This is a genomic window from Streptomyces sp. NPDC020362 (assembly GCF_040642095.1).
GTDB lineage: Bacteria > Actinomycetota > Actinomycetes > Streptomycetales > Streptomycetaceae > Streptomyces.
In genome coordinates, this window is the sequence record NZ_JBFAET010000250.1 from 1 (window position 1) to 11,184 (window position 11,184).

The following is an 11,184-nucleotide window of genomic DNA, read 5'->3' on the forward strand; positions in this document are numbered from 1 at the left end:
GCGCGATCTCCTTGACCTGGTCGTCGAACTGCTTGATGTTGCCCGGGTTGACGCGGACGGCGGCGCAGCCGGCCTCGATGGCGGCGAAGACGTACTTGGGCTGGAAGTGGATGTCCGCGATGACCGGGATCTGCGACTTGCGGGCGATGGTCGCGAGCGCGTCGGCGTCGTCCTGGGTGGGGCAGGCGACGCGGACGATCTGGCAGCCGGAGGCGGTCAGCTCGGCGATCTGCTGCAGGGTGGCGCCGATGTCCGACGTGCGCGTCGTGGTCATCGACTGGACCGAGACGGGTGCGTCTCCTCCGACCGCCACGGACCCGACCTGGATCTGCCGGCTCTTGCGGCGCTCGGCGAGCTTGGTCGGAACGGACGGCATGCCGAGAGAAATCGCAGTCATCTGCTGTGCAACCCCAAGTCGTGGATCAAGGTCCGGCCCCGTGAACGGCGGGCTCCGGACTTCGAGATTACGGCACCGGCCCCGGCACCAGCACATCCCACCCGGCAAACCCACTCGATGGAAGGCGGCCCGGGCCACAGGGTCCCGGGCCGCCTCGAACCTTTGATGGCTAGGAGATTTTCACCGGGTTAACCACGTCCGCGATGAGCACCAGGACGGTGAAGCAGACGAAGATCCCGGCCACCACGTAGGCCACCGGCATCAGCTTGGCCACGTCGAACGGACCGGGGTCCGGCCGGCGCAGCACCCGGGCCACGTTCCGCCTCAGCGACTCCCACAGGGCGCCCGCGATGTGCCCGCCGTCGAGCGGGAGCAGCGGGAGCATGTTGAACAGGAAGAGGGAGAGGTTGAAGCCGGCCAGCACGAAGACGAACATGGCCACCTGCTGCGAGGCCGGGATGTCCAGCGTGGCGATGTCGCCGGTGATCCGGGCCGCGCCGACGATGCCCATCGGGGAGTCCGGCTCGCGCGGGCCGTTGCCGAAGGCCGCGTCCCACAGGGCCGGGATCTTGCCGGGCAGGGCCACCAGGGAGTCGACGGCGTCGCCGACCCGGTCGGTCATCCAGGTCACGGAGTCGCCGAAGTTCTGCTGGACGACGCCGGTGGCGGCGCTGAAGCCGAGGAAGCCGGCCTTGACGTACTGCCCCTGGACGTAGGTGCCGCTGGAGTCCTTCTTCGCGACCTGGTTGGTGGCGATCTTCGCGTGCAGGGTCAGTTCCTGGCCCTTGCGGTCGACGACGACGGCCACGTCCTTGCCGGCGCTGTCGCGGATGAGGTCGGACAGCGTGTTCCAGTCCTTGGTCGGCCTGCCGTCGAAGGAGACGATCTTGTCGCCCGCCTTCATGCCGGCGGCCGCGGCCGGGGAGGCCGGGTCGGACTTCTTGCAGCTGTCGCGGTTCTGGCTCTGCGCGATGACGCAGGGCGAGACCGAGGCGACGGTGGTGGTCTGCTGCTGGATGCCGAAGCCCATCAGCACGGTGAGGAACAGGGCGATCGCGAGGATCAGGTTCATGAACGGGCCCGCGAACATGACGATGACCCGCTTCCACGGCTTGCGCGTGTAGAACATGCGCGTCTCGTCACCGGGCTTGAGTTCCTCGAAGGCCGCCGAGCGGGCGTCCTCGATCATGCCGCGCCACGGCGAGGTGGAGCGGGCGGAGACCCGGCCGGCGTCGTCGGGCGGGAACATGCCGATCATGCGGATGTAGCCGCCGAGCGGGACCGCCTTGATGCCGTACTCGGTCTCGCCCTTCCGGCGCGACCAGACGGTCGGGCCGAAGCCGACCATGTACTGCGGGACGCGGATGCCGAAGAGCTTGGCCGTGGACAGGTGCCCCAGCTCGTGCCAGGCGATCGAGACGAGCAGGCCGACCGCGAAGACCACTATGCCGAGGATGAACATCAAGGTCGTCATGCACGCGCCTCCACGATTGCCGTCCGGTCTGTCAGTTCACGTGCCCGGGCCCGGGCCCAGGTCTCCGCTTCGAGGACGTCCGACACGGTGAGTGAGGTTCCCGTGGCCGGGGTGCCGTGCTCCTCGACGACCCGGGTGACGGTCTCCATGATCCCGTTGAAGGGCAGTGCGCCGATACGGAACGCCTCGACGCACTCCTCGTTGGCCGCATTGAACACCGCCGGGGCGGTGCCCGCGAGCTGCCCCACGTGCCGGGCGAGGTTCACCGAGGGGAAGGCCTCGTTGTCCAGGGGGAAGAACTCCCAGGTGGAGGCCTTGCTCCAGTCGAAGGCCGGCGCCGCGTCCGGGACTCGCTCGGGCCAGCCCAGACCGATGGCGATGGGCCCGCGCATGTCGGGGGGCGTCGCCTGGGCGATCGTGGATCCGTCGGTGAACTCGACCATCGAGTGAACATACGACTGGGGATGCACGACGACCTCAATGCGGTCGAAGGGAATGTCGTAGAGGAGATGTGCCTCGATGACTTCCAGGCCCTTGTTGACGAGGGTCGCCGAGTTGATCGTGATCACCGGGCCCATCGCCCAGGTGGGGTGGGCGAGGGCGTCCTCGACGGTGACGTCCGCCAGCTGCGCCCGGGTCCGGCCGCGGAAGGGGCCGCCGGAGGCGGTGACGACCAGTTTGCGCACGTCGGCGCGGGTGCCGGAGGCCAGCGCCTGGAAGAGTGCGGCGTGCTCGGAGTCGACCGGGATGATCTGCCCGGGCTTGGCGAGCGCCGTGACCAGGGGGCCGCCGACGATCAGCGACTCCTTGTTGGCGAGGGCGAGGGTGTGGCCCGCCTCCAGGGCGGCCAGGGTGGGCGCGAGGCCGATGGACCCGGTGATGCCGTTGAGAACGGTGTGGCACTCCGAGGAATCAGCGGCGGCGACCTGTGTGGCCGCGTCCGGTCCGGCGAGGATCTCGGGCAGCGGCTCCCCGGCGCCGTACTCGGCGGCCAGCGCCTCGCGCAGGGCGGGTACGGCGTCCTCCCGCGCGACCGCCACGGTCCGCACCCGCAGGCGGCGGGCCTGCTCGGCGAGGAGGGCCACGCGTCCGCCGTTCGCGGAGAGGGCGGTGACCCGGAAGCGGTCGGGGTTGCGCAGTACGAGGTCGATGGCCTGGGTTCCGATGGACCCGGTGGAGCCGAGGATCACCACGTCCTTGGGGCCGTCGCCCGTGAGGGGGTCGTAGACGAGGTGTGGATCGGCGAGGGGTGCCGGACTGGCGGGACTGTCGGTCATCCCTCCATTGTTGCCGCAAGTGCCGGCCGCCAGGACAGGGCGTCCCTCGGGCGGGTGCGTTAACAGCTTTCGTCGCCGGATGGAGTGGTTTTCCCGTTGTGAAGTCATGGTGAAGATCCTGTGATACCACTTCACCCCTGGGCCGGTGGACGACCGGCCCGGGACGCATTCGCGGACGACATCCTTGGGGGGATCTCTTCATGCGTACTGTGCGCATCCGTGCCGCCCTGCCCGCCCTCGCGGGCGCGGCCCTGCTCACCGGCACCCTGCTCAGCTCCCCGGCCCAGGCGGCCGGCGGCGTGCACATCCACCACGTCTGGTTCGACAGCCCGGGCAAGGACGACCGCTCCAACAAGAGCCTGAACGCCGAGTGGGTGCAGATCAAGAACTCCGGCGGCTCGGCGGTCTCGCTCAAGGGCTGGGTCCTGAAGGACGCCTCGAACCACCGCTACGTCTTCCCGAACGTCAAGATCGGCGCCGGGAAGTACCTGAAGATCCACACCGGCAGCGGCTCGGACACCGCGTCGGACAAGTACCAGGACCGCCGTGCCTACGTCTGGAACAACGACAAGGACACGGCCACGCTGACCAGGGCGAGCGGCTCGAAGGTCGACTCGTGTTCCTGGACGACGCGGGATCCGAGCGACAAGTACTGCTGAGCGGCTACGCGTCGAGTACTGCCGAGCGGCGACGCGCCGAACCACCCGGGTCCGGCCGCAGCGCGCGCAGCGACGGCCCGCCCGGGTCCGGCCGCAAGACACGGAGCGGCGGCCCAACACTCCGGCAAATCGCGCGCTTTCGGCCGCCCGGGATGAGATCCTTCCGGTCGGGCCCGTCAAGGAGGGCCCACGGGGAGGAGTAACTCACAATGAACCGCATCCGCACGACCGCAGCCGTTCTGGCCACGGCAGGTGTCGTCACCGCCGCCCAACTCGGTCTCGGCACGGCCGCATCGGCCGCCACCCGGGCACCGCAGCGCAGCGGCTGCCCGCTCAATCTCGTCTACCCCAGCCGCTTCTACGTCGACTCGCACGGCTGGGTGACCAACGGGGGGCTCTACTTCGGGATCAAGAACAAGAGCACCACCCAGAGCTTCGGGAAGGTCACGTTCACCGTCACCGACGTGAAGAACATCCGCTTCGGCCGGGCCAAGGCCACGGGCGGCAAGGTCACCAAGAACACGTCGAAGACGGTGTCCGTGTACACCACGACGCTCAAGAAGAAGGCCAGCCTCGGTGTGAAGGTGCCCACGCACCTGCTCAACACCCACTCCTACAAGGTGAAGTTCACCCTGAAGGGCACCGGCTGGAACTGCGCCTCGGACCAGGGCACCTGGGGCGCGTGAGCCCCGGCTGCCCCGGTCCTGGAGGAGCGGTCTAGCCGCCGAACGGGCGGCGCGCGTTCTCGTGTGCGGACGGTCCGGGGGTCGCGTCGGCGATCCACGGACCCTCGCCCGAGGGGTCGATGATCCCCTCCTCCAGCCAGGTGTAGGCCCCGCCGAGAACTCCCTTGACCACCGTGCGGTCCATGTCGTCGGTGTTGGACCACAGGCGGGTGAAGAGTTCCTCGACACGGATGCGGGACTGGCGGCAGAAGGCGTCGGCGAGCAGGTAGGCCTCACGGCCGTGCTCGCCCTCGCCGCGCATCCGCTCGGCCCGCACACAGGCCGCGCTCATCGCGAACAGCTCGGCGCCGATGTCCACGATCCGGCCGAGGAAGCCCTGTTTGGTCTCCATCCGGCCCTGCCAGCGGGACATGGCGTAGAAGGTGGAGCGGGCCAGCTTGCGGGCATGCCGCTCCACATAGCGCAGATGCCCCGACAGGTCGGTCTCGTGCTTGAACTCGTGGTACGAGGAGGGCAGTTGACCGGGTCCGGCGACCAGCTTCGGCAGCCACTTGGCGTAGAAGACGCCCGCGTTCGCGCCCGCCTTCGCCTTGTCGGACAGGGACTTGTCGGGGTCGATGAGGTCGCCGGCGACCGAGAGGTGGGCGTCGACGGCCTCGCGGGCGATGAGGAGGTGCATGATCTCCGTGGAGCCCTCGAAGATGCGGTTGATGCGCAGGTCGCGCAGCATCTGCTCGGCGGGGACCGGCCGTTCGCCGCGCGCCTTCAGCGACTCCGCGGTCTCGTAGCCGCGGCCGCCGCGGATCTGGACCAGTTCGTCGGCCATGAGCCAGGACATCTCGGAGCCGTAGAGCTTGGCGAGGGCGGCCTCGATGCGGATGTCGTTGCGGTCCTCGTCGGCCATCTGCGAGGACAGGTCGAGCAGGGCCTCCAGGGCGAAAGTGGTGGCCGCGATGAAGCTGATCTTGGAGCCGACGGCCTCGTGCAGCGCGACGGGCTTGCCCCACTGCTCCCGCTCGGCCGCCCACTCGCGGGCGATCTTCAGGCACCACTTGCCGGCACCGGCGCACATCGCGGGCAGTGAGAGCCGGCCGGTGTTGAGGGTGGTGAGCGCGATCTTCAGGCCCGCGCCCTCCGGGCCGATCCGGTTGGCGGCGGGGACCCGGACCTGGTGGAAGCGGGTGACGCCGTTCTCGATGCCGCGCAGGCCCATGAAGGCGTTGCGGTTCTCGACCGTGATGCCCTCGGAGGTCGCCTCCACCACGAACGCGGTGATGCCGCCCTTGTGCCCCTCGGACTTCGGCACGCGGGCCATGACGACGAGCAGGTCGGCGACCACCCCGTTGGTGGTCCACAGTTTCACTCCGTCGAGGACGTAGTCGTCGCCCTCCGGGACGGCGGTCGTCGCGAGGCGGGCCGGGTCCGAGCCGACGTCCGGCTCGGTCAGCAGGAAGGCGGAGATGTCGGTGCGGGCGCAGCGGGGCAGGAAGGCGTCCTTCTGCTCCTGGGTGCCGAAAATCTTCAGCGGCTGCGGTACGCCGATCGACTGATGGGCGGAGAGCAGGGCGCCCACCGCGGGGCTCACTGTGCCGGCCAGGGCGAGGGCCTTGTTGTAGTACAGCTGGGTGAGTCCGAGACCGCCGTACTTGGGGTCGATCTTCATGCCGAGGGCGCCGAGCTCCTTCAGGCCCGCGACGACCTCGTCGGGGATGCGTGCCTCGCGCTCGATGCGGGCGGGGTCGACCGTGGTCTCGCAGAAGGCGCGCAGCCGGTCGAGGAACTCCTCGCCGCGCCGCACGCTCTCGGGGTCCGGGAGCGGATGCGGGTGGATGAGGTCGAGCCGGAAGCGCCCGAGGAAGAGTTCCTTGGCGAAACTGGGCTTGCGCCAGTCCCGTTCCCGGGCGGCCTCCGCCACCTGACGGGCCTCGCGCTCGGAGACAGTTTTGCGTTGGGTGGTGGGGGCGGACATGAGGCTCACCTCACCGCGAAGAGGATGACGGGGACCGTTCGCTACCGACCGGTGCTACTGGATCGTTGGTACCCGAATCGGGGCGACCCCACCACCCCTCGCGCGTCCGATCGGCCGAAGCGGGACGTCTTCCCGTCGCGCGGCGTGCCGCACCCCCGTCGAGCCCGTGGCTCTCTGTTCTGCGCGGGGACCGCAGCCGGCCGTCATGCCGCGATCTGTGACACGTCCCGTTTCACGGAGGCGATCACGGCGGAAACGACGGCCGTCGTGACGAGGGTCCCCGTCATGACCATCCCCACGCCGATGACGAACAGGCCGCTGGAGTCGTCCGACCAGTCGTAGAAGGCGGCGGCCGTCAGACCGGCCGTGGTGCCGAGCACCGCGCCCGCGATGTAGCCGCGGAACGCCGCCCAGCACACGGGGGCCAGCAGAGTCAGCACCAGCCCGATCACCTGCCACGCCGCGTACGGGCCGGTCTCCGTGCCGTCCGGGTGCACGTCGCGCTGCTGGTCCCAGCCCAGCCAGGCAGCCCATATCGCCAGCGACGCCCCGGCGAGGACAGGGATCGACAACAGGTGGAGAGCGGGTTTCAGTAGTCCTTCGCGCATGTCCCCACGGTGCCGCCCCACCCCGTCACCGGCCAGAGCGCAGGTACTCAGTTCCACCCGAGTACCTGAGCCGTCGTGCCGTCGGCTGCCGTCTCAGTGGGTGGTCGGTGGACCAGTCGCCGAGACGCGGGCTCGCGTGTCCACGGCCCGACGCGCGCCCGGTCCTTCCCGGGACTAGAAAGGAAGCAGAAGCCGGTGTGCCGGAGGGAGTGACCAGAGATGCAGATCCTGGTGGACCTCGCCCGTTGCCAGGGCTATGCGCAGTGCGTGTTCCATGCGCCGGAGATGTTCGAGCTGCACGGCGAGGAGGCGTTGCTGTACCACCCGGCTGTTCCCGATGAACAGCGTGAACGCGTGCTCCAGGCCGCGGCCGCATGTCCGGTCCAGGCCATCCTGCTGGGCGAGGCGGTGAGCCCTGGTGCCCGGTGACCTCCGCGAGGGCCGGATCGTCATCGTGGGCGCCTCGCTGGCCGGGCTGCGGGCTGCCGAGAAGCTCCGTGAGGAGGGCTTCACCGGTTCCTTGACCATCGTCGGGGACGAGGCCCATCCGCCGTACGACCGTCCGCCGCTGTCCAAGCAGGTGCTGTTCGGCAAGATCCCTGCGGACGCCACCGCGCTGCCGATGCGCCGTGACCCTCAGGCGGAGTGGCGGCTCGGGGTGCGCGCGACCGGACTGGACATGGCGAGCAAGCGGGTGCTGCTCGCCGACGGGGAGTCGCTGCCCTACGACCGGGTGCTGATCACCACCGGAACGCGGGCGCGGCCATGGCCGCATGCGCAGGAGGCCGCCCTGGACGGGGTGTTCACTCTGCGCACCTGCGACGACGCGGGGCTCCTGGCCGAGCGGCTGGCTGCCGGGCCGCGCCGGGTGCTGGTGATCGGTGCGGGCTTCACCGGCTCGGAGATCGCCTCGGCCTGCCGGGAGCGCGGTCTGGAGGTCACGGTCACCGAACTCGGCCCCGCGCCGCTGGTGGGCGCCCTCGGCGGGACGCTGGCGAAGCTCGCCGCCGCCATGCAGCGCAACCACGGCGTGGACCTGCGCTGCGGGGTCAAGGTCACCGCTCTGCGCGGTGACGGTCGCTTCACCGGCGCGGACCTGTCCGACGGCAGCCGGGTCGACGCGGACGTGTGCATCGTCGCCATGGGCGCGGTCCGCAACGTCGAATGGCTGGCGGAGTCCGGGCTGGCCGCCGGTCCCCGCGGGATCGCCTGCGACGCCGGATGCCGGGCCTTCACCATGTACGGGCTGGTCACCGACAGCGTCTTCGTGGCCGGCGACGTCTCGCGCTTCCCGCACCCGCTCTTCGACTACCAGCTGCTGTCGCTGGAGCACTGGCGCAACGCGGTGGAGCAGGCCGAGGTGGCCGCCCACAACATGGTCAGTCCGGAACTGCTGCGGCGCCCGCACCTCGCCGTCCCGACGTTCTGGTCGAGCCAGTTCGGACTCAACATCAAGTCCGTGGGCGTCCCCACCTTCTCCGACCAGGTGGTCGTCGCCCAGGGCTCGCTGGAGGCCCGCCGGCTGGCGGTGGTCTACGGCTACCGCGGCCGCGTGACCGCCGCGGTCACCGTCGACATGGCCAAGTCGCTGGAGTACTACCAGGATCTGATCGAGACCGCCGCGCCGTTCCCGCCCGTGGCCGGTGCCTCCGACCGTCCGCCGGCGGCCGAGGTCCCGATCCCTTCCGATGTGCCGGATCCGAGCGTGCTCTCCCACGGCCCCACCGTCGCGCTCACCGGTCACCTGCCGGACCGCCGACTGGTCATGATGCGGCCCGCCGGGTGACCCGTCGCCCCGCCCGTCCACGAGGAGCCCAGCCATGACCGCCGACACCCTGCTGGAGCGGATCACCGACTACGCCAACCGCCCCGACCCCTGGCCGCTGTACGCGGAACTCCGGGAGGCCGGTCCCGTGGTGCCGCAGCAGGACGGCAGTTATCTGGTAGGCACCTACCACGAGATCGTCGCCCTGCTGCACAACCCGCGGATCAGCGTGGACCCGCGCAACCTCGTCGCCCCGTCGTCCGAGCCGCCGCAGGAGCCGCGGAGACTGCCGTTCCTGCGGCTCGACGACCCGGAGCACCACCGGCTGCGCACGCTCGCCATGCGGCCGTTCGGCCCGCCGCACAGCCCCGGCCGGATCGACGCGATGCGCGACGAGATCGCCCGGATCACCGGGGAACTGATCGAGTCGATCCGGGACCGCGAACAGGTCGACATCGTCGACGACTTCGCCTACCCCCTGCCCGTCACGGTCATCTGCCGGCTGCTCGGCGTCCCGCGCGAGGACGAGCCGATGTTCCGGGAGTGGACCGACGTCCTCGTCGCGGCCGCCGACATCGGATCCGGCGAGGACAGCGGGCAGCGGCAGAAGGCGGCCGTCCAGGCCCAGCAGGAGATGGGCGGGTACCTGCTGGGCCTCGCCGAGCAGCGCCACGGCAGTCCGACGGACGACCTGCTCTCCGCCTTCATCAACGAACCCGACCCCGCCCAGCGGCTGACCCCCGAGGAACTCGCGGAGACGGCCATACTCCTGCTCATCGCCGGACACGAGACCACCGTCAACCTGATCACCAACGGCGTCCTCACCCTGCTGCGCCGGCCCGACCAGCTGGAGCGGCTGCGCGACGATCCCGACCTGCTGCCGCGCGCGGTGGAGGAACTCCTGCGCTACGAGCCCCCGGTGCACATGCGGGAGCGCATCCCTCTCGCCGATGTGGACTTCGCGGGCACCACCCTGCCCAAGGGCGCGTCCGTGATCGTTGCGCTGGCGTCGGGCAGCCGTGATCCCAAGCGGTTCCACGAACCGGACCGGTTCGACCCCACGCGCCCGGACAACGAGCATCTCGGCTTCTGCAGCGGTGTCCACATCTGCTTCGGGGCGCCGCTCGCCCGCATCGAGGCCCAGACCGCACTCGGTGCGCTGCTCCCCCGCCTCGGCGCCGCGTCCCTGGTGCAGGACCCGCCGCCCTACCGGACCAACGCCATGCTCCGCGGTCCCCGTCACCTCCCTGTCGCGTTCTGAACCGGCGTCGCGTGCCGAACCGGCGTCTTTGCCGCGCCGCTCGCACCGAGTCCTGGACGGAGGGGCATCATGCTGCGTGCTCCCTGGCGACATCCGGCCCTCTCCGCCCCGGCGTGGCTGGGGGTCGCGGCCGTGCTGGTGACGCCGACAGCCGCGGCGGGGCCCCGGCCGGTGCCGGAGGGGCCGGGGCCGCACCCGCGGTCTCCTGCGCCTGGCCGACCGTCGTCAGGCCCGGCAGACTGAACCTCGCCTTCCCGGAGGCCCATGCGACCTACCGGCTGACGTCCTGCCAACCGGGCAAGGGCGACCGCATCGTGGTGGAGGGGACCTACCCTTCCGCCCGCTTCACCTCGCTGACGTCGTACGACGGCCAGGGGGCGCCCGTCGATGCGCTCGCCGGCTTCCGGATCGCGCCCAGTTTGGGGAGCAGGAACCCGTTCGCCGTCCCGGACGCGGGCACGCATCCGGCGCACCACCGCTACCGGGTGACGCCGAAGCCCTCGGCCGCGGCCGGTTCGGGCGGCAACACCCTCGCCGCCACCACGCACAGCGCCGCGTCCCCCCATCCCGTCAGCTCCGTGCCGCGGACTTCCGGACGGCCCTGGACAGGGACGGGCGCTGCACCTACGTGGTCTCCACCCGGCGGGACCGCCCCGCCAACGCGACCGTGGCCCATGGCGTGACATGGATCGACTGGGGGGACCCACCGACGTCACCGGCCTGCTGCTCCTTCGGAACACGCTCCCGGCCGGGGACTTCCGCAACGCCGTCCAGAACGTCGCGCCCGGCCAGGCCCCGGCCGCGGTGATGGGCACCTGCTACCCGACCGTCACGTACTGCACGAAGGCGGCCTTCGCCAAGGGCGGCCCCGACGCCTGCCCGGCCTGAGCGGCACCCTGGCCGCATTCGGGCCACGTCCGCCCACGGGCGTCCCGCAGGCCTCGCCCAGGCGTCCCGCAGGCTTCCCCGTGCCCCCGTGCCTCCCCGGGTCTCCCGCAGGCGGCAAGCGGACGGCCCGGGCGGGTGGCCCCGGCCGGCGCCCCCGGGGTGAGGGGGGTGTCAGGGGCGGCGCCCCCCCAAGGAAGAGC

12 protein-coding genes are annotated in these 11,184 nt (G+C 70.8%); 7 read left to right on the top strand and 5 right to left on the bottom strand.

The window, feature by feature from the left end; genetic code table 11:
* From AB0H32_RS42925 to dxr, 3 genes are all read right to left on the bottom strand, one after another.
* Positions 1-397 (bottom strand): flavodoxin-dependent (E)-4-hydroxy-3-methylbut-2-enyl-diphosphate synthase (locus AB0H32_RS42925; RefSeq protein WP_361133371.1); only part of this gene is annotated, 397 nt, incomplete at its 3' end.
* A 169-nt stretch (positions 398-566) separates the two neighbouring features.
* Entirely contained in the window at positions 567-1,871 is a 1,305-nt protein-coding gene (locus tag AB0H32_RS42930; RefSeq protein ID WP_361133374.1) for a site-2 protease family protein, read from the bottom strand.
* Complete coding sequence (gene dxr / locus AB0H32_RS42935; protein ID WP_361133377.1) at positions 1,868-3,148, bottom strand: 1-deoxy-D-xylulose-5-phosphate reductoisomerase; 1,281 nt, start codon at positions 3,146-3,148, stop codon at positions 1,868-1,870. Before dxr ends, AB0H32_RS42930 begins: the two co-directional genes overlap by 4 nt.
* Before the next feature lie 200 nt (positions 3,149-3,348).
* Between dxr and AB0H32_RS42940 the strand changes: the two genes are divergently transcribed.
* The gene (locus AB0H32_RS42940) at positions 3,349-3,807 is read left to right on the top strand and encodes a lamin tail domain-containing protein (RefSeq protein ID WP_361133380.1); all 459 of its coding nucleotides are present in this window, start codon (positions 3,349-3,351) and stop codon (positions 3,805-3,807) included.
* A 209-nt stretch (positions 3,808-4,016) separates the two neighbouring features.
* Positions 4,017-4,493 (top strand): hypothetical protein, encoded by a 477-nt coding sequence (locus AB0H32_RS42945; protein WP_361133383.1) that lies wholly within the window; start codon positions 4,017-4,019, stop codon positions 4,491-4,493.
* A gap of 31 nt (positions 4,494-4,524) precedes the next feature.
* Here the strand turns inward: AB0H32_RS42945 and AB0H32_RS42950 are convergent, their stop codons facing one another.
* Both AB0H32_RS42950 and AB0H32_RS42955 read right to left on the bottom strand, forming a co-directional pair.
* Positions 4,525-6,462 (bottom strand): acyl-CoA dehydrogenase family protein, encoded by a 1,938-nt coding sequence (locus tag AB0H32_RS42950; protein WP_361133386.1) that lies wholly within the window; start codon positions 6,460-6,462, stop codon positions 4,525-4,527.
* Between the two features lie 203 nt (positions 6,463-6,665).
* Positions 6,666-7,070: a hypothetical protein gene (locus tag AB0H32_RS42955; protein WP_361133389.1), complete on the bottom strand. Its 405-nt coding sequence runs from the start codon at positions 7,068-7,070 to the stop codon at positions 6,666-6,668.
* A gap of 219 nt (positions 7,071-7,289) precedes the next feature.
* Between AB0H32_RS42955 and AB0H32_RS42960 the strand changes: the two genes are divergently transcribed.
* The 5 genes from AB0H32_RS42960 to AB0H32_RS42980 all read left to right on the top strand — a co-directional run bounded on the left by AB0H32_RS42960 (position 7,290) and on the right by AB0H32_RS42980 (position 10,984).
* Positions 7,290-7,499, top strand: a complete 210-nt coding sequence (locus AB0H32_RS42960) for a ferredoxin (RefSeq protein ID WP_361133392.1) — start codon at positions 7,290-7,292, stop codon at positions 7,497-7,499.
* A complete protein-coding gene (locus AB0H32_RS42965; RefSeq protein ID WP_361133395.1) occupies positions 7,489-8,856 on the top strand; it encodes an FAD-dependent oxidoreductase in 1,368 nt (455 codons plus the stop codon). The genes AB0H32_RS42960 and AB0H32_RS42965 overlap by 11 nt, the downstream gene beginning before the upstream one ends.
* A gap of 34 nt (positions 8,857-8,890) precedes the next feature.
* Positions 8,891-10,096: a cytochrome P450 gene (locus tag AB0H32_RS42970; protein WP_361133398.1), complete on the top strand. Its 1,206-nt coding sequence runs from the start codon at positions 8,891-8,893 to the stop codon at positions 10,094-10,096.
* A gap of 113 nt (positions 10,097-10,209) precedes the next feature.
* Entirely contained in the window at positions 10,210-10,779 is a 570-nt protein-coding gene (locus AB0H32_RS42975; RefSeq protein WP_361133401.1) for a hypothetical protein, read from the top strand.
* Between the two features lies 1 nt (position 10,780).
* Positions 10,781-10,984: a hypothetical protein gene (locus tag AB0H32_RS42980; RefSeq protein WP_361133404.1), complete on the top strand. Its 204-nt coding sequence runs from the start codon at positions 10,781-10,783 to the stop codon at positions 10,982-10,984.
* The last annotated feature ends 200 nt before the right edge of the window (positions 10,985-11,184 follow it).